Here is a 22,418-nt window from a genome sequence, read left to right as displayed (position 1 = left end):
CCCGCTCTTCGGGGTGAAATGCGCACGGATCATGTCCTTTGTTCGTATGGAACCCGGACTGAGTGCTGCCACTGTGCAAGAGCGTGCTTGATTCGTCCCATGTTTGAGCACGAAACGTCAACGTGTCAACGGAAGTGCACTCGACTGTCGGATCCGGCACGTCGGCCTCGAATCCCCGCCTCGCGGCACAGTCACAGCCGATGAGTACCGGTCGAAGAGATTGGCTGGACCGATGCCGGGAGGGGGCCGCACGCTGATCTTGTGAGCGAGAATCCTGACTTTCCCCGTGACCCGCTGCCGTGGTTCGCGCGGCCCGGCGCCCGTGCCTGGCGCTGTGCGCCCGCCCCCGCGGACGTACGCGACTTCCACGCCGCGCTGTCCGGCTATGCGCCGACCCGGCTGCACGAACTCCCCGAACTCGCCGATGAGTTGGACGTCGGCCGCGTCCTCGTCAAGGACGAGTCGAACCGTCTGGGGCTGCCCGCCTTCAAGGCGCTGGGCGCGTCCTGGGCCGTCCACCGCGCACTCGCCGGAACGCACGGCCCGGTCACCCTCGTGACCGCCACCGACGGCAACCACGGCCGCGCCGTCGCCCGCACGGCCCGACTGCTCGGGCAGCGCGCCCACGTGCTCGTCCCGCGAGGAGTACATCCGGAGGCCGTGGCGGCGATCGCCGGAGAGGGGGCCGAGGTCACCGAGGTGCCGGGCGCGTACGACGAGGCGGTGCGCCGCGCCGCCGAGGTGGCCGCCGCGTCGGACGCGCTCCTCGTCCAGGACACCGCCTGGCCCGGCTACGAGCGGATTCCCGGGTGGATCGTCGAGGGCTACTCCACGCTCTGCGCCGAGGTGGACGAGCAGCTGGGTGTTCAGGAACCGGACCTCGTCGTCGTGCCCGTGGGCGTCGGGTCGCTGGCCCAGGCCGTGGTGACCTACTTCCGCAGCCGGCCCTCGGGGCACGCGCCCGCCCTGCTCTCCGTGGAGCCGGAGTCCGCGGCCTGCGTCCTCGAAAGCCTCGCCCGCGGCGAACCCGTCAGCGTTGCCACGGGCGACACCGGCATGGCCGGCCTGAACTGCGGCACACCCTCCACGCTCGCCTGGCCGGTCCTGTCCGAGGGCCTCGACGCCGCGGTCGCCGTCCGTGACACCGACAGCGCCCGCGCGGCCGCCCGCCTCGCGGACCTCGGTGTCTCCTGCGGCCCCTGTGGCGCCGCACCCCTCGCCGGCCTGCGCGCGGCACTCAGCGGCACAGGCGCCCACGAGCGGCGCGCGGCACTGGGACTCGGTCCCGCATCGGTCGTCGTGCTGCTGAGCACGGAGGGCAGCGCGGCGAACCCGTCCGCGACCACCGGCGCCGCGGCATGCTGACCGCCTCGTGAACCGTCCGCTTCGATGAGACGTACGTTGGATGGGGCGGGCATGCGCCTCCAGGGACGTACGCCCGTCGCGCGAGACACCGGACTTGAGTCACCACGTAAGGACACACGAGTCATGAGCACCACTCCCGAGGTCACCCTCAACAATGGCGTGACCATGCCGCAGCTCGGCTTCGGCGTCTTCCAGGTCCCCGACGACGAGGCGCACGCCGCGGTCACGAGCGCCCTGGAGGCCGGATACCGCAGCATCGACACGGCGGCCCTGTACGAGAACGAGAAGGGCACCGGCCGCGCGATCGCCGACTACGGTCTGGCTCGCGAGGACGTCTTCGTCACCACGAAGCTGTGGAACACCGAGCAGGGCCGGGACAGCGCGCTGCGCGCGTTCGACGCCTCGCTGGAGCGGCTCGGCATGGACTACGTCGACCTGTACCTGATCCACTGGCCGGTGCCGTCGCGCGACAAGTACGTCGAGACGTGGCAGGCGTTCGAGGAGATCCTCGCCAGTGGCCGGGCGCGCGCCATCGGCGTCTCCAACTTCCTTCCGGAGCACCTTGACCGGCTCGCCGCCGAGACGTCCGCCGTCCCGGCCCTCAACCAGATCGAGCTGCACCCGCGCCTCCAGCAGAGCGAGCTGCGCGCGTACGACGCGAAGCACGGCATCGCGACGGAGGCGTGGTCCCCGCTGGGTCGCGGCAACGGCGTCCTGGACGACGAGATCGTCACCGCGCTCGCCCGCAAGCACGAGCGCAGCCCCGCGCAGATCGTGCTGCGCTGGCACCTCCAGCTCGGCAACGTCGTCATCCCCAAGTCGGTGACCCCGTCGCGCATCCGCGAGAACATCGCCGTCTTCGACTTCGAGCTGGCCGCGGACGACATGGCCGCGCTCGCCGGCCTGGAGACCGGCGAGCGCGTGGGCCCGGACCCGGCCGTCCTCGGGTCCTGAGGAAGCCGGACCCGTAGGGGCGGCTCACTGGCCGAGCGGCCGCCCCTCCCACAGCTCGAGCTGCCAGCCCAGTTCCGGTGAGCCGGAGAGGGTGACGATGCCCGTGTTGGGCAGCGGGTGGGCGGCGACGAACGCGACGTCCACGTTGGCCGCCCGCGCGGCCGTCCACGTCCGGATCACGGCGCCGTGGCTGACCATGGCCACGGTGTCCGCGCCCGTCCGGGCCGCCTCCGCGACCACGGAGTCGAAGCGGCCGAGCGTCTCCTCGCCACTCTCGCCGCCGGGCATCCGCAGCGAGGTGTCGCCGGAGGACCAGGAGAAGGCGGTGTTGAGGTACTTCTGGGCGGACTCGTCGTCGCCGCGCATCTCCAGGTCGCCGGCCGCGATCTCCCGGATCCCGTCCCGGACCACGACGTCGAGGCCGGTCGCCCGGGACAGGGGCTCGGCGGTGAGCTGCGTGCGCACGAGGGTGGAGGCGTACAGGGCGTCGATCCGCTCGTCCGCCAGCGTCCCGGGGAGCGCCGCCGCCTGCTCGAGGCCGAGCGGGGTCAGGCCGGGGCCCGGCGCCGCGGAGTCCAGGAGCCGCTTGAGATTGGACGGGGTCTGGCCGTGACGTATGAGCAGCAGACGCATGCGGGGGGAACCTCCACGAGACGAACGGAACACGTGGGTCCACTGTGCCATCCGTGGGGGAAACCGGTGGTCAGGCCAGCTTTATCGGCGGTCAGGCCAGCTTTTCCAGCAGCTTGGCCGCGAGCGGGGCGGAGGACGCCGGGTTCTGTCCGGTGACCAGGTTGCGGTCGACGATCACGTGCGGCGCCCACGGCTCGCCGACCCGGACGTTCACCCCGGCCTCGGTGAGCCGGTCCTGGAGCAGCCACCGCGCCTTGTCGGCGAAGCCGGCCTGGGCCTCCTCGACGTTGGTGAACGCGGCGATGTCGTAACCGGCGAAGGCGTTGCTGCCGTCGGACTTCGTGGCGGCCAGCAACGCGGCGGGCGCGTGGCAGACGACACCGAGCGGCTTGCCGGACTCCAGGGTGCGGGTGAGCAGGGCGCCGGATTCGGCGTCGGAGGAGAGGTCCTCCATCGGGCCGTGGCCGCCGGGGTAGAAGACGGCCGCGTAGTCGTCCAGGTCGACCTCCTCCAGCTTGATGGGGGAGTGCAGCTCGGTGTTCGAGGACACGGCGGCGGCCATCCGGGCGGCGTTCTCCTGGCCGTCGTTGAACTCGGGCGCGAGGCTGCCCGCGTCGACGGTGGGGACCACACCACCCGGCGTCGCCACGACGACCTCGTACCCCGCCGCCTTGAACGCGTCGTACGGGGCGATGGCCTCCTCCGCCCAGAAGCCGGTGGGGTGGCGGGTGCCGTCGGCCAGCGTCCAGTGGTCGGCGCCGGTCACCACGAAAAGGATCTTCGACATGGGGTGCGCATCTCCTCGCGAGACGTCGGTGCGGTGATGTCTTGACGTCTACGAAGGTAGGGCCGGGGGCCGCGGCCGACCAGCGGTGGGCTACCGTGCCCGCGTGGCAGAGCGGATCCAGGCGGTGGAGCGGGCGGCGCTGGTCCTGCGGCTGCTCGCGTCCGGGCCCCGGCCGTTCGGGGTGACGGAGCTGGCCCGCGCGATGGGGCTGCCGCAGGAGTCCCTGCACGGGATTCTCGGCACGCTGGTCGCGGCGGGCCTGGTGGAACGGGACCCGGCCACGGCCAAGTACCGGATCGGTGCCTCGCTGCTCCACCTGAGCAACGGAGACCTCGACACGAACGAGCTGCGTGCCCGCTCCCTGCACAGCGCCGACACCCTCGCCGCGCGCAGCGGCGAATCGGTCTGGATCGCCACCCCGCACAAGGGGGCGGCCCTTGTCATCCACCACGTCTTCCGCCCCGACGACAGCGCCCAAGTCCTGCGCATGGGCGCGCACTTGCCGCTTCACGCCTCGGCCGTCGGCAAGGTGCTGCTCGCCTTCGACCACGACCTGGACGTACCCGAGAAGCTCCCGGCTCTCACCGACCGCAGCCTCACCGAACAGGCCGCCCTGGCCGCGGAGTTGTACGAGATACGCCGCCGCGGCTGGGCCGCCGCCGTCGACGAACACGAGGACGGCAAGGCCGCGATCGGCGCACCGCTCCGAGACGGCTCGGGCCGAACGGTCGGCGCGATCAGCATCGCGGGCCCCACCCGCCGACTGACCGAGGCCGGCCGCGCCCGGGCGGACCTCGCGGCCCAGGTCACGGACGCGGCGGACGAGATCGGCAGAGCGCTGGCGCGCTGAGCCGGTCGAGGGGGATCAGGGCACGAGCACGATCCGGCCGAAGGCCTCACCGGAGTCCAACAACCTGTGCGCCCGGACTGCCTTGCCCAGGCCGCCGTCATGCGCGCCGCGAGGTCCGCGGGCGGCGGCCCCGCGACCATGCCGATCGCCACCAGGCGGCCGTCGGGGTTGAGACGGTCGAGGCCGGATCGGCCCCCGCCCGCGTCGCCGCCTCCCGCCGCATGGCCGCCTTCGTGATCGAGGCCTTCGCGGCGTCCCCGGAGAGGCGTGGGGAACTGCCGCCGGTGGCGCGACTGGCGCCGTTGCTGTCGGTGTAGGCGGGAAGTTCCCCAGGCCCCGTCGTGCGGGGCCTGGGCGGCGGTCGGTCAGGCCGTCGGCGGGGCGAACTCGGGCTGGTCGAGGAAGCGCAGCCAGCTGCCGTCCGGCTGGCGGCGGACGACCTGGGCGCGGGCGCCGGTGCCGTCCTTCGGCGGTGTCGACGTCAGGGCGATGTCGCCGTTGACGAGCGTCGGCAGCGGCTGTTCCGGTTCGAAGTGGGGGCGGTTCGCCAGCACCTTCTCCCACAGCTCGCGGATCGCCTCCCGGCCGACCGTCTCCTGGCCGGGCGGGTAGGCCAGCACCGCGTTCTCTTCGTAGAGCGCGGCGACACCGGCCGCGTCGCCCGCGTTGGAGCGCTCGACGAACAGGCGGGTGATGTCCTCGGGGCGCATGGCCTTCTCGTACGCGGACTCCTGCATGGGTTCCTCCTGCGTCGGTTCCGGGCTTGGTGCTTCCAGCTTCGGCGTGCGACGGTGAGAAGTCCAACAGATGGTTTGGCTGGAAACCAGAACCTGTGGTCATGGTGGACATGGATGGGACGTGGAGGGGCGGGTCATGGAGCTGAGGCAGCTCGAATACTTCGTCGCGGTCGCCGAGCAGCGGAACTTCACGCGCGCCGCCGAGCGGGTGCACATCAGCCAGTCCGGCGTCAGCGCCCAGATCCGGCAGCTGGAGCGTGAGCTCGGGGCGGAGCTCTTCGACCGCTCGTCCCGCACCGTCACGCTCACCGTCGCCGGCAAGGCCGCGCTCGAACACGCCCGCGCCACCCTCGCCGCGGCCGGGACGATCGGCCGGGCGGTGGCCGAGGTGTCCGACTTGGTCAGGGGGCGGCTCACCGTCGGCATGGTCATCGGCTGCACCATCACGCCGCTGTTCGACGCACTCGCCGCGTTCCACGAGGCACACCCTGGCGTCGAGCTCTCGCTGCTCGAGGACGGCTCCGACCGGCTCGTCGAGGGGGTGCGCGCGGGCGAAGTCGACCTCGCGCTCATCGGCGCCGCGCACACCACCCCCGACGGCCTCGACGCGCTGACCATCGTCGACGAACGGCTCGTCGTGGCGGTCCCGGCCGGACATCCGCTGGCGAAACGACGGCGCGTCGCGCTCAAGGATCTGATGGCACACCCGATCGTCTGCATGCCGCCCGGCACCGGCCTGCGCACCGTCTTCGACCGGGCCTGCACCGCGCAGGGGCTGCACCCCACCATCGCCCTGGAGGCGAGCGCCGCGGACTCCATCGCCGCGCTCGCCGACCGCGGCCTCGGCGTCGCCGTCCTGAGCGAGTCGATGGCCGCGGGTTACGGCGACCGGCTCACCGCCCGCACCATCGACGACGTCGACACACCGGCGCTGCTCGCCCTGGTCTGGAAGCGGGCGCACAACCCGGCGCTGCGCGAGCTGCTCGAGCACGCTCGGCGGGCGTTCGCACCGGCGTGATGCCCCGCCCGCCGCGCGTCACAGCTCGCCGTACTCGCCGACCCGCTTCCCCGCGACCCACGTCTGGAGCACCTTCGTCTGCCACACGGCCCGGCCGGACGGCAGGTCGAACGGGTCCGTGTCGGTGAGGACGAAGTCGCCCCACTTGCCCGGCTCCAGCGTGCCGAGGACGTGCTCCTGGTGGGCGGCGTGCGCGGGCTCGAGCGTGAACGAACGCAGCGCCTCCACCGGCGTCATGGCCTGCTCCGGGTGCCAGCCGCCGGCCGGTTTTCCGTCCCGGTCGGTGCGGGTGGTGGCGGCGTGCAGACCGTCGAAGGGGTTCTCGGACGACACGGGGAAGTCCGAGCCGGACGGCAGATGCGTGCCCTGGTCGATCAATGTGCGCCAGGCGTAGGCACCCTTGATGCGCTCGGGCCCGATCCGGTCCTCGGCCATGTTCATGTCGTCGGTGGCGTGCACCGGCTGCATGGACGCGATGACGCCGAACCTGCGCAGCCGAGGGATGTCCTCGGGCGAGAGCACCTGTACGTGCTCGATACGGTGCCGCATCCCGGCGTCGCCGACGCGCCGGAACGTCTGCTCGTATGCGTCCAGGACGACGCGGTTGCCGCGGTCGCCGATGGCGTGCACCGCCGACTGGTAGCCGCCGCGCACCACTTGCTCCACGCGGCGTCGCAACTCCTCCGGCTCCACCTGGAGCAGCCCGCTGGTGTCCGGGTCGTCGGCGTACGGGGCGAGGAGCGCGGCGCCGTGGCTGCCGAGCGCGCCGTCGATGTACTGCTTGACGGTGCGGATGCGGATCATGTCGTCGGCGTAGGAGTCGGTGCGGGCGTCCGCGCCGATGTCGGTGAACGCCTTGTAGGAGAGGAAGGCGTTCACGCGGATCGTCAGCGCGCCCTCGTCCGCGAGTTGGCGCAGCACGACGACACCGCTCGCGTCCGTGCCGGCCTCCGACACCGACGTCATGCCGACGCCGCCGAGCTGCTTCTGCGCGGCGAGCGCACGGGCCCGGACGTCCTCCAGCGTGGGCTCGGGCAGCTTGTCCTCGACCAGCGACTGCGCGGCGTCGATGAGGACTCCGGTCGGATGGCCCGCGCCGTCGCGCACGATCCGGCCGCCGTCGGGGTCGGGGGTGTCCGCGGTGACGCCCACGGCCTTCAACGCCGCCGAGTTGGCGACACCGGCGTGTCCGTCCACCCGGCCGAGCCACACCGGCCGGTCGTCGACGACGGCGTCCAGGTCGGCCGCGTTGGGCAGCCGGCCAAGACCCCACACGACCTCGTTCCAGCCCCGGCCGAGGATCCACGCGTCGTCGGGGTGCGCGGTGTCGTACGCGGCGAGCCGGTCCATCGCCTCCTTCAGGGAACGGGTCCCGACGAGGTTCAGCTCGACGGCGAGGGCGCCGAGCCCCCACAAGTGCCCGTGCGCGTCGTGCAGTCCGGGCAGCAGGACGCGGCCGCGGCCGTCGAGGCGGCGGATGCCCTTGGGGGCCGCGCCGATGTCGAGCGCGGCGACCCGCCCCTCGGGGGTGAGCAGCATCCGGGAGAATCTGCGCAGTTTGCCGCGCGAGAGCGTGTAGCCGCGGACGTTGTCGACGAGCAGGGGCCCCGGCCTTTCGGCCTTCGCGGACCGGGAAGTGGCGGAGGCCGACCCGGTGAACGCGCCGGACCCTGCCAACGCGGCGGCCCCGGCACCCGCCAGTTGCAGGAACCGCGCGCGGCTCATGCGGGGCGTACGCGGTGTGGGGCAGCAGGACTCACACATTCGACGTCTCCCAACAACAAGGTTTGCGGCCTGGAGAGTTGGCCACAAGATGATCGAATCGGATCACTGCCCGAAGCTAAGCAGTCACCGCCTGGTGGTCAAGATCCCCTACGCTCCCGATTCCCGGCGCCGCGGCTCACCAGGGTCTGATCGGGCGCACCCCGATACGTCTGCCGTCCTCGTCCAGTAGATGGCCCATGCGCTTGACCGTGTGCAGGCCGACGATGCGGTCGGTGACCTCCAGGGTCGGCAGGCGTGCGCCCATCGCGGTCTCGCGGCGCTGGATGTCACCGAGGTCGCGCACCCACAGAGTGGCGAAGACGTTCGTCCGGCCGGTGACCGCGGCGACGAGACGGCACTCGGGCAGTGCGGCGAGGGCGCGGTGGACGGCGGCGATGTCACGGGCCGGAACGCGGCCGAGCAGCGAGACCGGGAGCGGGCGGCCCGCGAGCGCGTTCGCCATGTCGCAGCGCAGGGTGAGGACACCCGAGTCGGTGAGCCGGTGCAGGCGGCGGCGGACGGTGGCGGGGCTGGTGCCGGTGTGTTCGGCGAGCGCCGCGAGGCCGAGGCGGCCGTCGCCGACCAGGGCGTCGAGCAACCCCCGGTCCACCGCGTCGAGTTCGACGGTCGGCGCGGGCTCGGACGGCCGCGCGCCCGCCCGGCCCAGGGCGGTGACCTGCGCCGGGTCCAGCGAGCGGAGCCGCCAGCGGCTGCCCTCCACGTAGAGGGACGTGGCGAAGAGGCAGTCGACGGCGGTGACACCGGGCAGCGGTTCGAGGTGTGTCGTCACGAACCGGGTGAGCGCGGGCAGGTCGGGGGCGAGGACGTCGATGAGCAGGTCGGCGCTGCCGGGCCCGGTGAGTTCGATGGTCACGGCCTCGGCCCGCTCGCACAGCCGCTCAGCGACACGTGCGCGGGTGCCGGGCCGGCAGCGCACCAGGACGAACGCCGTGCAGCGCGTGCGTGAGAACTCCCGCCCCGGCGCCGCGTACACCCACGCGAGCCCCTCCTCGGTCAGCCGCTCCCAGCGGCGGGCGAGGGTGCTCGCGGTGACACCCAGCGGCGCCGCGAGCTCGGTCCAGGAGGCGCGGGGGCGCACCTGGAGGGCGTTGACGAGTGCGAGGTCCAGCTCGCTCGTCGTGACCGTTTCTCGCATCCGGCATCCGTTCACTGCTCGTTTCCGAAGAATCCGCGGCCCGCCGCGACCGCAGCCCGCACAGTAGCCACCGCATTCGATTCCGGCCAGCTTCGATTCCGGCCGGCCATGAGAAGGGCGTCTCCTATGGGCACAGGTGCGGGCACACACAGATCAGTGGTGGGAACCGGCCGCGGCATGCTCGGCGCGATGGCGGTCGTCGTCGTGTTCAGCGGCGTCGTCCAGGGCTATCTCACCCCGCTCCTCCCGGAGTTGGGGCAGCGGCTCGGCATCGACGGAGTGGCCCAGAACAACCTCTATCTGCTGTCGCAGTGCGCGTTCGCGGTGCTCACCCCACTGCTCTCCCGCCTCGGCGACCTGTACGGGCACCGCCGGCTGCTGCGGGTGGCGCTCACGATGGTCGCGGCCGGTTCGCTGCTGATGGCGCTGTGGCCGACGGTGGCGACGCTCGCCGTGGGGATGGTGCTGCAAGGAGCAGTGGTCGGATTCTTCCCGCTGCTCGCGGGGATCCTGCGCTCCCGCGCCCCCGAACGCGGCCGCACCGGCATGTCACTCCTCGTCGGCGCCCTGCTGATCGCCGTCGGTGTGGGCGGCCTCGTGGCGGGCGCCCTCAGCGAGCGGCATGCCGAGGCAGGACTGTGGGCGGCGGTGCCGGTCGCGGTGCTCGCCATGGCCGCGGGCCTCGTACTGCCCGACAGCGACGGGGAGTTCGGCGGCCGGTTCCACTACGGGGCGGCGGCGCTGCTGACCATCGGGCTCGTCGCGCTGGTCCTGGTGCTCGCGCAGGGCGGTACGTGGGGATGGACCTCGGCGCGCTCCCTGGGAACGGGCACCCTCGCGGTGGTGGTGTTCCTCGCCTGGGTGACGGTGGAGCGCCGCGCGGCCCAGCCGCTGGTGAGTGTCCGCATGCTGCGGGACCGACGGCTCGCGGCGGTCAGCGCGCACACGTTCTGCGCCGCTTTCGGGTGCATCGGATTCCTCGGTGCCAACGCCCTCTTCCTGGGCGCCGATCCGGCTGCCGTCGGGTACGGCATGGGGCTCGGCCCGCGGTCCATCGCGACGGTGTCCCTGGCCATGGTGGTGCTGGGCTTCGTCGGCTCCACGGTCACCCCGCGCCTGGCCCGCCGCATCGGCGACCGCGCCGTCCTCGTCTCCGGCGGCGCCCTCGTCGGGCTCGGCTTCCTGGGCATGATCCTCTTCCACGCCACGCTCCCGCAGTACGTCGCCTCGGCGCTCGTCGTCGGCCTGGCCACCGGCGTCTTCGAGTCGATTACGCGGACCCTGTCGGCGGAGATCGTGCCCGAACGGCAGACCGCGCTCGCCGTCGGCATCAACGAACTCGCGCTGTCGCTGGGCGCGGCGATCGGCGCCGCCGTACTCGGCGGCCTCTTCTCCGCACACCGGCTCGGCGGCCACATCGCCCTCTCCGGCTATCTGTGGGGCTGGGGCACCTGTGCCGCGGTCGCACTGCTCGGCGGGGCGCTCGCGCTGCTGTACGGGAGCGGGGCCACGGCCGGCACCGTCGCACACACCGCCGTGAAGGAGAGCCTCGCGTGACGACCTCGGATTCCCTGTACGACGAGGTGACCCGGGCGGTCCGCGCCTGGCGCGAACGGCTCGTCGCCCTCAGCCACAGCCTGCACGCCGAGCCCGAGACCGCCCTCGAGGAACACCGCTCGGCCACGAAGATCGCCGAACTCCTCGACGACGCAGGCTTCACGGTCACCCGCCCCCTCGACTCGCTGCCCACCGCGCTCGACGCGACGTACGGCAGCGGTGAGCTGGTGCTCGCCTTCTGCGCCGAGTACGACGCGCTGCCCGGTATCGGTCACGCCTGCGGGCACAACGTGAACGGCGCGGCGGCGGTCGGCGCGGCACTCGGGCTCGCGGCCGTCGCCGACCGGCTCGGCGTCACCGTACGGCTCATCGGCACCCCCGCCGAGGAGGACATCGGCGGCAAGGTGCTGCTCATCGACGCCGGCGTCTTCGACGACGTGGCCGCGGCACTCATGGCACACGCCGCACCGGAGGACACCGTCGGCGCCTCCTCCCTCGCGATCGGGGCCTGGGACATCACCTACCGGGGCCGTCCTGCGCACGCGGCCCTCGCGCCGTGGGAGGGTGTGAACGCCCTCGACGCGCTGACCGTCGCCCAGACCGCGATCGGCGTGCTGCGCCAGCAACTGCCGCCGGGCTCCCTGGTCCACGGCATCGTCACCGACGGTGGCCGGGCCCCGAACGTCATCCCCGACACCGCCGCGGCCCGCTACGAGGTACGGGCCCCCACCGTCGAACAGCTCACGGCGGTCAAGCGCCGGGTCCGCGCCTGCTTCGAGGCGGGCGCCCTCGCCACCGGCGCCCACCTCGAACTCGCCCCGCACGGCCGGGACTTCGATGACCTGCGGCAGGACCCGTTCCTGACCGAGACCTATGCGGCTGCCGCCCGCTCCCTCGGCCGCACTCCGCTGCCCCGGCACGGCGCCACCACCGCGTCCACCGACATGGGCAACGTCTCCCGCCTCCTGCCCGCGATCCACCCCACCATCGGCTACGACACCGCGGGCGCGAGCCAGCACACGGTCGAGTTCACCGCACACGGCACCACCCCCGGCGCGGACCTCGCCGTGACCGACGCGGCGGCGGCGCTGGCCCTGGCGGCCGCGGCCGCGGCAACGGACGAGGAGCAGCGGAGCCGGCTGCTGGCCGGTGTCGAGCGGCGCCGAGTCCAACGGCAGGACGCGGCCCGGTCCGCCTGAGCGGGGCGACGTACACACGCACGACACACTGCTGCAACAAACGCCCACGGAACGACACTTCGGCGCCGTCCGACATTCGAGCGCGGCTTGACGAAACGGCCCTGCGGACGGCTCAATTGATCCATGACTGCCCAGCGCTTGGTCTCGCGTGACCACATCGACTTCGGTCGGGTGTGGTCCGCGGCGTGTTGCGCCTGAACCGGCAGTGGGCCCTCTGACCGGCCCTTTTCTCTCTCGGCAAGCTCCTCGGCGGCTCCAGTTCCCCCTGTGACGCCGCCCCGGGCCGAGTTCTGACGCCTCGCGCGCTGCCACCACACCGCATCCCACGACGCCCCGCGTCGTCACGCCCGTATCGACCCGTCTCTGTGACGCGTCGTCAATCCCGCCTGCGTGCACGGCTGTTCAGGCATGCCCGCGGACGGATTTCGCCGCCTCCGAAAGGCCCACCCCATGCCCGTGGAATTCCTCGGCATCGCCGCCACCAACGACGGCTCCGAAACCACTCCCCGTTCCGGCGCCGCCTTCGACAAGGAGTACACACTCCGGCTCGCCCGCGCCCATGAGGACCACGACTGGGACCGGGTGCTGTTCGCCTACGGCTCCGGGTCGCCCGACCCGGCACCGGCCGCCGCCTACATCGCGAGTCACCTCGACCGCCTGCAGATCCTGCTGGCCCACCGGCCCAACGTCTCGTACCCCACCTTCGCCGCCAAGACCTTCGCCACTCTTGACCAGATCAGTGAGGGGCGGCTCACCGTCCACTTCATCACCGGCGGCAACGACCAGGAACAGGGCCGGGAGGGCGACACCCTCACCAAGGACGAGCGCTACAGCCGCACCCGCGAGTACATCCGGCTCGTCAAGAAGATCTGGACCACCCACGAGCCCTTCGACCACGAGGGCGAGCACTACCGCTTCCACGATTTCGTCAGCGATGTCTTCCCCGTCCAACAGCCCCGCCCGGGTGTCTCGTTCGGAGGTTCCTCGGCCGCCGCGTACGCTGCCGGGGGCGCGGAGGCCGACATCTACTGCTTGTGGGGCGAGCCGCTGGCGAAGACTGCCGAGCAGATCGAGACCGTGAAGGCCGCCGCGAAGGCCGCGGGCCGTACCGACGTCCCGCGCATCCAGGTCGCCTTCCGCCCGATCATCGCCCCGACCGAGGAGCTGGCCTGGGAGAAGGCCCATCGCACGGTCGGCGCGATCAAGGCCCGCAAGGAGCGGGGCGAGCGCATCGGCAGGCGCCACCACGGGCAGGCCGAGCCGCAGAATACGGGCTCTCAGCGGCTCATCGCCATCGCCGAGGCGGGCGAGCGCTACGACCGCGCCCTGTGGACCCCGACGGCCGCCGCGACCGGCGGTGCGGGCAACTCCAACGCCCTCGTCGGCACCCCGGAGACCGTCGCCCAGGCGCTCCTCGACTATTACGACCTCGGCGTCGACATCCTCTCCGCGCGCGGCTACGACCTGCTGGACGACGCCGTCGACTTCGGCCGGTACGTGATCCCGATCGTGCGCGAGGAGGTCGCCAAGCGCGACGCCGAGCGCGCGGCACGCGGGACCGAGGCACCGGCGGCGGTGGGCGCATGACCTCCCTCGCCCAACCCCCCGCGCCACAAGAGGACTTGACGGTCGTCCACGTCCCGGTCTCCGACCCGCGCGTCGAACCCCTGCTGCGCGAGCTCGGCGACGAGTACTCGACCCGCTACGGCAAGGACGCCCACGCCGAGATCGCCCGCTACCCGGACGAGGAGTTCACGCCCGCTCACGGCGGACTGCTGCTCCTCATCCTGGAGAACGGTGAACCCGTCGCGGGCGGTGCCTACCGCCGCTACGACGCCGGCACCGCCGAGCTGAAGCGGATCTGGACGCACTCCGCCCACCGGCGGCGCGGGCTCGCCCGGCGCGTCGTCGACGAGCTGGAGCGCGAGGCGGGCGAGCGCGGCTACCGGCGGATCTACCTGACCACGGGCCCGCGCCAGCCCGAGGCCCGCGGCCTGTACCTGGCCACCGGATACACGCCGCTCTTCGACACCGAGGCCGACCCCGAGTCCATCGGCCCGCTGCCGTTCGAGAAGGACCTTCCCGGGGCCGCTCGCACCGCACCGGCCCCGACCGCCCCGGACGACCCGGCCTCGCTCAAAGTGGTCCCGATCCGCCACTACGCCCGCTGGGTGGCGGCCGCCGCCGTGCTCGTCCTGGTCGCCCAGTTCGCACACGGCCTGCTGACCAACCCCGTCTGGGAATGGAACGTCTTCCGCGACTACGTGCTGTCCGAGACGATCGTGCAGGCCGTCTGGGTGACGCTCCAACTCACCGCCTACGCGACGGTGTTGGGGTTCCTGCTCGGTACGGTCCTTGCCTTCATGCGGCTTTCGCAGAGTCCGGTGCTGCAGACCGTGGCGTGGACGTACATCTGGATCTTCCGGTCCATCCCGATGATCGTCCAGCTCGTCTTCTGGTTCAATCTCAGCGCGCTCTACAAGGAGTTGGGCCTGGGTATCCCCTTCGGCCCGGTCTTCTGGTCCGTCGACAGCAACAGCCTCATCGGCACCATCGGCGCCGCCATCATCGGCCTGACCCTGCACCAGGCCGCGTACGCCGCCGAGATCGTGCGCGGTGGCGTCATCTCCGTCGACCGGGGCCAGCTGGAGGCGGCAGCCGCTCTCGGCATCCCGCGCCTGCGGCAGGTCCGCCGGATCGTGCTGCCGCAGGCCATGCGCGCGATCCTGCCCACGGCCGGCAACGAGATCATCGGCCTGCTCAAGGGCACCTCCGTGGTCTACGTGATGTCCATCGGCGAGCTCTTCTACCAGGCCCAGGTCATCTACGGCCGCAACGGCCGGGTGATCCCGCTGCTCCTCGTCGCCACCGCCTGGTACGTGGTGCTGACCTCGCTGTTGTCCATTGCCCAGCACTACGTGGAACGCCGATACGCACGGGGCGCCGCCCCGAAGACCGCACGGGGCACCGCTCCGAAGACCCTCCGGGCCCTGGGAGGCCGACGATGAGCAAGCCCATGGTGGACATCCAGGACGTCCACAAGAGCTTCGGCCCGCTGGAGGTGCTGCGCGGCGTCGACCTGCGCGTGCACGCCGGCGAGGTCACCGTGATCCTCGGCCCGTCCGGCTCGGGGAAGTCCACGCTGCTGCGCACCATCAACCACTTGGAGAAGGTGAACAGCGGCTGGATCAGCATCGACGGCGAACTCATCGGCTACCGCCGCGCGGGCAGCAAGCTGCACGAGCTGAGGGAGAAGGACGTCCTGAAGCAGCGCACCAATATCGGGTTCGTCTTCCAGGACTTCAACCTCTTTCCGCACCTGACCGTCCTCGAGAACCTGGTCGAGGCCCCGGTCTCCGCCCTGCGCCGCCCGCGCAAGGAGGCGGAGGACACCGCACGGGCACTGCTCGAACGCGTGGGGCTCGGCGACCGGGCCGACGCCTACCCGCGCCAGCTCTCCGGCGGCCAGCAGCAGCGCGTCGCCATTGCCCGCGCGCTCGCCCTCGAACCGAAGGTGCTGCTCTTCGACGAGCCCACGTCGGCGCTCGACCCGGAGCTGGTGGGTGAAGTCCTCGATGTCATCAAGGACTTGGCGAGCACCGGCACCACGATGATCGTCGTCACCCACGAGATCGGCTTCGCCCGCGAGGTCGCCGACACCGTGGTGTTCATGGACGCAGGTGTCGTCGTGGAGCAGGGCACCCCCGAGGTCGTCCTCGATGCCCCGCAGCAGGAACGCACCCGCGCTTTCCTCTCCAAGGTCCTGTGATTCCGGGTCCTGGGATCGGCCCCCACCCCGCTTCGTACGCAAGGAGTACCACCACCGTGTCCACCACCCTCGTCCGTCGCCGCACCACCACCGCGGCCGCGCTCTCGCTCGCGGCCTCCCTGCTCCTCGCCGCCTGCAGCAACCCCTCCGACGGCGGTACGACCGAGGTCGCGGACGGCTCGGGCGCCAAGGCGAAGATCAACCTCAGCCCCGAGCAGCACCGCGTCACCACCGGCAAGGTCGACTCCATAGCCGACGAGGTGCCCCAGCGGATCCGCAAGAGAGGAACGTTGGAGGTCATCGGCTCCTCCAGCTCGGCCGCGCCGCTCGGATTCCACGCCACCGACAACAAGACGGTCATCGGCGTCGAGCCGGACCTCGCCCACCTCGTCGCCGACGTCCTCGGCCTCAAGGTGCGTCGCACCACCGCCTCCTGGGAGAACATCTTCGTCGGCCTCGACAGCGGCAAGTACGACGTGGGCCTGAGCAACATCACGGTCACCGAGGACCGCAAGGAGAAGTACGACTTCGCCACCTACCGCAAGGACAACCTCGGCTTCGAGGCCAAGAAGGGCAGCGGCCTGAAGGTCACCGGACCGAAGGACGTGGCGGGGAAGACGGTCGCCGTCGGCAGCGGCACCAACCAGGAGAAGCTGCTCATCGAGTGGAGCAGGGCGAACGTCAAGGCGGGCCGCAAGCCGGTCGACATCAAGTACTACCAGAACGACGCCGATAGCTACCTCGCCCTGCAGTCCGGCCGCATCGACATCTACCTCGGCCCCAACCCGACCGCCGCCTACCACGCGGCGAGCACCGGAAAGACCGAGGTCGTCGGCACGTACTCGGGTGCGGGCGCGAAGCTCCAGGGCCTCATCGCCGCCACCACCAAGAAGGACAGCGGGCTCGTGAAGCCGCTCGCGGACGCGCTCGACCATGTCATCGACAACGGCAGCTACGCGAAGGTCCTCAAGCGCTGGGGGCTGTCCGACGAGGCCGTGACCAAGTCGAGGATCAATCCGCCCGGACTGCCGAAGACCGGCAAGTAGTCGCTTTTGTAGTAACGCCTGTAGCCACGCCTGTAGTTGCTCCTGTCGGCTGTTCCAGAAAGGCACCCCTCGTGTCTCCATCTCCCTCTCTGCACCTCGCCGTCGCCCTCGACGGCACCGGGTGGCACCCCGCCTCGTGGCGTGAGTCCGTTGCCCGGCCGCGCGAGCTGTTCACCGCCGCCTACTGGGCCGAGCTCGTCGCCGAGGCCGAGCGGGGCCTGCTCGACTTCGTCACCATCGAGGACGGGCTCGGACCTCAGTCCAGTCACTTCCTCGATCCGGACGAGCGCACCGACCAGGTCCGCGGCCGCCTCGACGCCGTACTGATCGCCTCGCGCATCGCCCCCCTGACCAGGCACATCGGCCTGGTCCCGACCGCCGTGGTCACACACACCGAACCGTTCCACCTCTCCAAGGCGATCGCCACCCTCGACTACGTCAGCGAGGGCCGCGCCGGAGTCCGCGTACAGGTCACCGCCCGCCCGAACGAGGCCGCCCACTTCGGCCGCCGCACCATCGACCGCATCGACGCCTACGACAGCCCGGAGGCAGGGGAGTTGGTGACCGAGCTCTTCGACGAGGCCGCCGACTACGTCGAGGTCGTGCGGCGGCTGTGGGACAGCTGGGAGGACGGCGCCGAGATCAGGGACGCCGACACGGGCCGCTTCATCGACCGGGACAAGCTGCACTACATCGACTTCCAGGGCAGCCTCTTCAGCGTCCGCGGCCCCGCCATCACACCCCGACCGCCGCAGGGCCAGCCGCTCGTCACCGCCCTCGCGCACGACACCGTCCCGTACCGCCTGGTGGCTCGCGCCACCGACGTCGGATACGTCACCCCGCACGACGCCGAGCAGGCCCGCGCCATCGTGGACCGGATCCGCGCCGAGCAGGACACTGCCGGGCGGGCCGGAGAGACCCTGCATGTCTTCGGTGACCTCGTGGTGTTCCTCGACGAGGACCCCGCCGCCGCGAAGGACCGCCGGGACCGGCTCGACGCGCTGGACGGAGCGCCGTACAAGAGCGACGCTCCGACCTTCGCGGGAACCCCCGAGCAACTCGCCGACCTGCTCCAGGAGTTGAGCGGCGCCGGACTCTCCGGGTTCCGGCTGCGGCCCGCCGTCGCAGGACACGACCTCCCGGCGATCACCCGGGGCCTCGTCCCCGAACTCCAGCGCCGCGGCGTCTTCCGCCGCGCGTACGAGGCCGACACCCTGCGCGGCCTCCTCGGCCTCGACCGCCCCGCCAACCGCTATGCCGCCGCGTGAGCCGGAGGGAACACTCATGACCAAGCCGCTGAAGCAGATCCATCTGGCCGCGCATTTCCCCGGCGTCAACAACACCACCGTGTGGAGCGACCCGCGGGCCGGAAGCCACATCGAGTTCAGCTCCTTCGCCCATTTCGCGCGGACCGCCGAACGCGCCAAGTTCGACTTCCTGTTCCTCGCCGAGGGCCTGCGCCTGCGCGAACAGGGCGGAGAGATCTACGACTTGGATGTCGTCGGCCGCCCCGACACCTTCACCGTGCTCGCCGCGCTCGCCGCCGTCACCGAGCGCATCGGGCTCACCGGCACCATCAACTCCACCTTCAACGAGCCCTACGAAGTGGCCCGCCAGTTCGCGAGCCTCGACCACCTCTCCGGCGGCCGCTCCGCCTGGAACGTCGTCACCTCCTGGGACGCCTTCACCGGCGAGAACTTCCGGCGCGGCGGCTTCCTCCCGCAGCGCGAACGCTACTCACGCGCCCGGGAGTTCCTCGACACCGCGAACGAACTGTTCGACTCCTGGCACGCCGATGAGATCCTCGCCGACCAGGAGACCGGCGCCTTCCTGCGCGACGCCAAGGCGGGCTCCTTCGTCCACACCGGACAACACTTCGACATCCACGGGCAGTTCAACGTCCCGCGCTCCCCGCAGGGCCGCCCGGTGGTCTTCCAGGCCGGTGACTCCGACGAGGGCCGCGAGTTCGCCGCCGCCGAGGCCGACGCCATCTTCAGCCGGCACGGCACCCTCGACGCGGGCCGGGAGTTCTACGCGGATGTGAAGTCCCGCGTCGCCAAGTACGGCCGCGCGGAAGACCAGTTGCTCATCCTGCCCGCCGCCACCTTCGCCCTCGCCGACACCGACGCGGAGGCCGAGGAGCTCGCCCGCGAGGTGCGCCGCCACCAGGTCAGCGGGGCCACCGCCCTCAAGCACCTGGAGTTCGTCTGGAACCGGGACCTGTCCTCATACGACCCGGAAGGCCCGCTGCCCGACATCGACCCGGACGTGAGCGAGGGGCACATCGCCGAGGGCCGCGCCCAGGTCCGCATGTACCGGGACCCCCTGGCCACCGCCCGTGAGTGGCGCGAGCTCGCCGCCGCCAACAAGTGGTCCATCCGCGACCTCGTCATCCACACCGGCAACCGCCAGAACTTCGTCGGCTCCCCGGCCACCATCGCCAAGACCATCAACGACTACGTCCAGGCCGACGCCGCCGACGGCTTCATCCTCGTCCCGCACATCACCCCCGGCGGCCTGGACGAGTTCGCCGACAAGGTGGTCCCGCTCCTCCAGGAACAGGGCGTCTTCCGTACGGAGTACGAGGGCACCACCCTGCGCGACCACCTCGGCCTGGCCCACCCCGACGACGTCCCCGCGCCCACCGAGGAGTTCTCCCGTGCCTGACATCCCTCTCGCCGTCCTCGACCTGGTCCCGGTGTCGTCCGGCTCGACCGCGGGCGACGCCCTGCGCAACTCCATCGACCTCGCCCAGCAGGCCGAGCGGTTCGGCTACGCCCGCTACTGGTTCGCCGAGCACCACCTCAACCCCGGTGTCGCCGGCACCTCGCCCGCCGTCGTCCTCGCCCTGACCGCGTCCGCCACCGAGACCATCCGGCTCGGCTCCGGCGCCGTACAGCTCGGACACCGCACCGCGCTGTCCACGGTGGAGGAGTTCGGCCTCCTCGACGCGCTGCACCCCGGGCGCATCGACCTGGGCCTCGGCCGCTCGGGAGGCCGCCCGCCCGCGCAGCCCGCGGCGCCGAAGCCGACCGCGACCCCGGTCGTCGACGGCGAGGCCCCCAACGGCCTGGTCATCCCGCCCCGCTTCTCCTTCGAGCACCTCCTCGGCTCGCCCCGCGTCGCGCTGCAACGCAAGCTTCTCCAGCAGCCGGGCGCACAGGCGCAGGACTACGCCGAGCAGATCGACGACATCCTCGCCCTGTTCGCAGGCGCCTACATATCCCCCGACGGGGTCGAGGCACACGTCGTGCCGGGGGAGGGGGCCGATGTCGACGTGTGGATCCTGGGCAGCAGCGGCGGCGAGAGCGCCGAGGTGGCAGGCGCGCGCGGACTGCCGTTCGCCGCGAACTACCACGTCAGCCCCGCCACGGTCCTCGAGGCGGTGGAGGGCTACCGGTCCTTCTTCCAGCCCTCCGACGCCCTCGACAAGCCGTACGTCAGTGTCTCCGCCGACGTCGTCGTCGCCGAGGACGACGCCACCGCCCGCGAACTCGCCACCGGCTACGGCCCGTGGGTGCGCAGCATCCGCAACGCCGAGGGGGCCATCGACTTCCCGACGCCGGACGAGGCCCGCGCGTACGAGTGGAGCGAGGCAGACCGCGCGCTCGTGCAGGACCGCCTCGACACCCAGTTCGTCGGCTCGCCGACCACCGTGGCCCGCCGTCTCGCCCAGCTCCAGGAGGCCACCGGCGCCGACGAACTGCTCATCACGACGATCACCCACGACCACGCCGACCGGGTCCGCTCCTACGAGCTGCTGGCCGAGGAGTGGAAGCGCTCTTGACGCGAAGTCCACACGGCCACACACTCCTCTAAGGGAATCCTAGTGAAACGGTAGGGAATGATGGACGGTGCGGCGCGCGACCTCGGCAGCCCGGCTGTCCGCGCCGCCGTCGGGGCACTGCCCCGGCTCACGTCCCGCCGTCACATCGATCTCGCGCGGGTGTGCAGCGCGGCGAGTTCTCCCCTCTTCGGCGGCCAACTCGCCGCCCGCGCCTGACACTTCCGTACGCCTGCCCGTACGCCCGTGATCGAGCACACCCCAGGGAGACGCATGTCCGCACCGGCCCCGTCCACCGTGCCCACCTTCCGGAGCAGGATCGGCTGCGACGCGCGCAGCGGGTACTACGCCGCCCCGCACCGCTACCGGCTCCACCTGTCGCCGTCCTGCCCGCACTGTCTGCAGATCGCCGTCACCCACAGCCTGCTCCGCCTCGACGACACCCTCCCGGTGACCCTGCTGTCCACCGTGCCCGACGCACCCGGCGGCGGGCACCGGGCCCTTGCTCCCCTGTACGAGGCCACGTCCCACCAGTACCCGGGGCCGGCCCTGGTGCCGGTGCTCAGCGACGACTGGACCGGGCGGATCGTCAGCACCCACCCCGGAGACATCCTGCGCGACCTCGCCCGGCACTTCGCCGAGCACGGCCCCGACCTCCTCCCACGCGGCGCCGAGGACGCGATCGACGCGGTGGGCCGGCTGTGCGAGCGGGGCATCACCGCGTCCGCCCGGCGCGGCGACGACACCGGGCTCGCCACCCTGCTGCGCGCGCTGAACGTCCTCGAACGGCGGCTCGCGGGCAGGGAGTTCGTACTGGGCGGCCAACTCACCCTCGCCGACGTGCGGTTGTGGTCGACGCTGGTGCACCCGGACACCGCACACCGTGCCATCGGCCATCCCCGGCTCTCGGCGTACCTGCGACGCCTCTCCGAGCACCCCGCCTTCGCGCCGCACCTCGCGCGCTACTCCTTCGCGCTCGCCTGACGCGAGTTGAACTCCTCGACGTTCTTCTTCTGTTCCTCGTAGCTGTCGGTGAACCGGGTGTCCCCGGGCGCGACCGTCACGAAGTACAGCCAGTCACCCTTGGGTGGCGCGATCGCCGCGTCGAGGGCGTCCTCTCCCGGATTGCCGATGGGCGTGGGCGGCAGGCCCTTGTGCTTGTACGTGTTGTACGGGCTGTCGGTCCTGGTGTCGGCATGGCTGGTGTCGAGGGTGGAGCGGTTCAGGGCGTAGTTGATGGTGGAGTCCATCTGGAGCGGCATGCCCTGGTCGAGCCGGTTGTAGATGACCCGGGCGACCTTTCCCATGTCCTCGTGGGTGTCGGCCTCCGCCTGCACGATGCTGGCGATGACGACGGTCTCGTAGACGGAGACGCCGTTGGTGTCGGCGCCCTTGGTGACATGGTCGGCCTTCAGCCGCTGGTTCGCGGTGGTGTTCATGTAGGAGAGCAGGGACGCCGGGGTGGTGTTCTTGTCCACCGGGTACGTGGCCGGGAACAGATAGCCCTCGGGGTTGCCGTCCGCGTCGCTCGGCAGGGTGAGGTGCGCCTTCGACGCGGCCTTCTTCGTGGTCCCGTCGTCGACGGCGAGCGCCTTGTCCACGGCCTCGTACACCTGGCTCGCGCGGTACCCCTCGGGAATCACGAGCTTCTCGGACCGCGCCTCCTCCTTCCCACCGAGGACCACTACCAGCGTCACGACAATCGCTGCGACGACCGCGAGACCCACGACAACCAACACGACCAACCGACCACGACGGCTCAGCCGCCGTTTCTTCTCGTCCTTAGGCACACAGGAAAG

21 protein-coding genes and 1 pseudogene are annotated in these 22,418 nt (G+C 71.5%); 16 read left to right on the top strand and 6 right to left on the bottom strand.

The features are described from left to right. The first annotated feature begins 261 nt into the window (after positions 1-261). Together ACIRHA_RS16980 and ACIRHA_RS16975 are read left to right on the top strand one after the other, a co-directional pair. A complete protein-coding gene (locus ACIRHA_RS16980; RefSeq protein ID WP_403845808.1) occupies positions 262-1,365 on the top strand; it encodes a diaminopropionate ammonia-lyase in 1,104 nt (367 codons plus the stop codon). Positions 1,366-1,488: 123 nt separating this feature from the next. Beyond that, complete coding sequence (locus tag ACIRHA_RS16975; RefSeq protein WP_403845806.1) at positions 1,489-2,319, top strand: aldo/keto reductase; 831 nt, start codon at positions 1,489-1,491, stop codon at positions 2,317-2,319. A gap of 24 nt (positions 2,320-2,343) precedes the next feature. Here ACIRHA_RS16975 and ACIRHA_RS16970 read toward each other — a convergent pair whose 3' ends face one another. Both ACIRHA_RS16970 and ACIRHA_RS16965 read right to left on the bottom strand, forming a co-directional pair. Continuing rightward, positions 2,344-2,952: a histidine phosphatase family protein gene (locus tag ACIRHA_RS16970; protein WP_403845804.1), complete on the bottom strand. Its 609-nt coding sequence runs from the start codon at positions 2,950-2,952 to the stop codon at positions 2,344-2,346. 91 nt (positions 2,953-3,043) lie between these two features. After that, on the bottom strand, positions 3,044-3,739 hold the full coding sequence (locus ACIRHA_RS16965) for a type 1 glutamine amidotransferase domain-containing protein (protein ID WP_403845801.1): 696 nt from the start codon (positions 3,737-3,739) through the stop codon (positions 3,044-3,046). Between the two features lie 103 nt (positions 3,740-3,842). Between ACIRHA_RS16965 and ACIRHA_RS16960 the strand changes: the two genes are divergently transcribed. Further along, the gene (locus tag ACIRHA_RS16960) at positions 3,843-4,589 is read left to right on the top strand and encodes an IclR family transcriptional regulator (RefSeq protein WP_403845798.1); all 747 of its coding nucleotides are present in this window, start codon (positions 3,843-3,845) and stop codon (positions 4,587-4,589) included. A gap of 365 nt (positions 4,590-4,954) precedes the next feature. Here ACIRHA_RS16960 and ACIRHA_RS16955 read toward each other — a convergent pair whose 3' ends face one another. Next, on the bottom strand, positions 4,955-5,326 hold the full coding sequence (locus ACIRHA_RS16955) for a YybH family protein (protein ID WP_403845796.1): 372 nt from the start codon (positions 5,324-5,326) through the stop codon (positions 4,955-4,957). 136 nt (positions 5,327-5,462) lie between these two features. On the opposite strand from ACIRHA_RS16955, the gene ACIRHA_RS16950 reads away from it, so the two are divergent. Continuing rightward, complete coding sequence (locus ACIRHA_RS16950) at positions 5,463-6,344, top strand: LysR family transcriptional regulator (protein ID WP_403845793.1); 882 nt, start codon at positions 5,463-5,465, stop codon at positions 6,342-6,344. Positions 6,345-6,362: 18 nt separating this feature from the next. On the opposite strand, the gene ACIRHA_RS16945 is transcribed toward ACIRHA_RS16950, so the two are convergent. Continuing rightward, positions 6,363-8,069 carry an amidohydrolase gene (locus tag ACIRHA_RS16945; RefSeq protein ID WP_403845791.1) on the bottom strand — a complete coding sequence of 569 codons (1,707 nt, stop codon included), beginning with the start codon at positions 8,067-8,069 and terminating at the stop codon, positions 6,363-6,365. Positions 8,070-8,244: 175 nt separating this feature from the next. After that, positions 8,245-9,264, bottom strand: a complete 1,020-nt coding sequence (locus tag ACIRHA_RS16940) for an Lrp/AsnC family transcriptional regulator (RefSeq protein ID WP_403845788.1) — start codon at positions 9,262-9,264, stop codon at positions 8,245-8,247. Between the two features lie 156 nt (positions 9,265-9,420). On the opposite strand from ACIRHA_RS16940, the gene ACIRHA_RS16935 reads away from it, so the two are divergent. From ACIRHA_RS16935 to ACIRHA_RS16880, 12 genes and pseudogenes are all read left to right on the top strand, one after another. Continuing rightward, positions 9,421-10,821, top strand: coding sequence for an MFS transporter (locus tag ACIRHA_RS16935; protein WP_403845785.1), 1,401 nt, complete (start codon positions 9,421-9,423; stop codon positions 10,819-10,821). Next, a complete protein-coding gene (locus ACIRHA_RS16930; protein WP_403845783.1) occupies positions 10,818-12,020 on the top strand; it encodes an amidohydrolase in 1,203 nt (400 codons plus the stop codon). The genes ACIRHA_RS16935 and ACIRHA_RS16930 overlap by 4 nt, the downstream gene beginning before the upstream one ends. 450 nt (positions 12,021-12,470) lie before the next feature. Further along, positions 12,471-13,607, top strand: coding sequence for an LLM class flavin-dependent oxidoreductase (locus ACIRHA_RS16925; protein WP_403845781.1), 1,137 nt, complete (start codon positions 12,471-12,473; stop codon positions 13,605-13,607). Beyond that, a pseudogene (locus tag ACIRHA_RS16920) lies at positions 13,604-14,035 on the top strand (GNAT family N-acetyltransferase); the annotation flags it as partial. The gene ACIRHA_RS16925 and the pseudogene ACIRHA_RS16920, both read left to right, overlap by 4 nt. 45 nt (positions 14,036-14,080) lie before the next feature. Beyond that, positions 14,081-15,028, top strand: a complete 948-nt coding sequence (locus tag ACIRHA_RS16915) for an amino acid ABC transporter permease (RefSeq protein WP_403846502.1) — start codon at positions 14,081-14,083, stop codon at positions 15,026-15,028. Continuing rightward, positions 15,025-15,789 carry an amino acid ABC transporter ATP-binding protein gene (locus tag ACIRHA_RS16910; protein WP_403845779.1) on the top strand — a complete coding sequence of 255 codons (765 nt, stop codon included), beginning with the start codon at positions 15,025-15,027 and terminating at the stop codon, positions 15,787-15,789. The genes ACIRHA_RS16915 and ACIRHA_RS16910 overlap by 4 nt, the downstream gene beginning before the upstream one ends. 56 nt (positions 15,790-15,845) lie before the next feature. Beyond that, positions 15,846-16,835, top strand: a complete 990-nt coding sequence (locus ACIRHA_RS16905) for an ABC transporter substrate-binding protein (protein WP_403845777.1) — start codon at positions 15,846-15,848, stop codon at positions 16,833-16,835. 71 nt (positions 16,836-16,906) lie between these two features. Beyond that, entirely contained in the window at positions 16,907-18,103 is a 1,197-nt protein-coding gene (locus ACIRHA_RS16900; protein WP_403845774.1) for an LLM class flavin-dependent oxidoreductase, read from the top strand. Positions 18,104-18,119: 16 nt separating this feature from the next. Continuing rightward, a complete protein-coding gene (locus ACIRHA_RS16895; protein WP_403845771.1) occupies positions 18,120-19,502 on the top strand; it encodes an NtaA/DmoA family FMN-dependent monooxygenase in 1,383 nt (460 codons plus the stop codon). Continuing rightward, positions 19,495-20,622, top strand: coding sequence for an LLM class flavin-dependent oxidoreductase (locus ACIRHA_RS16890; protein WP_403845769.1), 1,128 nt, complete (start codon positions 19,495-19,497; stop codon positions 20,620-20,622). Before ACIRHA_RS16895 ends, ACIRHA_RS16890 begins: the two co-directional genes overlap by 8 nt. 60 nt (positions 20,623-20,682) lie before the next feature. Continuing rightward, a complete protein-coding gene (locus ACIRHA_RS16885; protein WP_403845766.1) occupies positions 20,683-20,838 on the top strand; it encodes a hypothetical protein in 156 nt (51 codons plus the stop codon). A 54-nt stretch (positions 20,839-20,892) separates the two neighbouring features. Continuing rightward, entirely contained in the window at positions 20,893-21,603 is a 711-nt protein-coding gene (locus ACIRHA_RS16880; protein WP_403845764.1) for a glutathione S-transferase C-terminal domain-containing protein, read from the top strand. On the opposite strand, the gene mltG is transcribed toward ACIRHA_RS16880, so the two are convergent. After that, positions 21,582-22,409 carry an endolytic transglycosylase MltG gene (mltG, locus tag ACIRHA_RS16875; protein WP_403845761.1) on the bottom strand — a complete coding sequence of 276 codons (828 nt, stop codon included), beginning with the start codon at positions 22,407-22,409 and terminating at the stop codon, positions 21,582-21,584. The two genes, ACIRHA_RS16880 and mltG, sit on opposite strands and share 22 nt — an antisense overlap. Positions 22,410-22,418 lie beyond the last annotated feature (9 nt).

Source organism: Streptomyces sp. NPDC102360 (assembly GCF_044766085.1).
Classification (GTDB): domain Bacteria; phylum Actinomycetota; class Actinomycetes; order Streptomycetales; family Streptomycetaceae; genus Streptomyces.
This window is presented reverse-complemented; position numbering and strand designations above follow the sequence as displayed.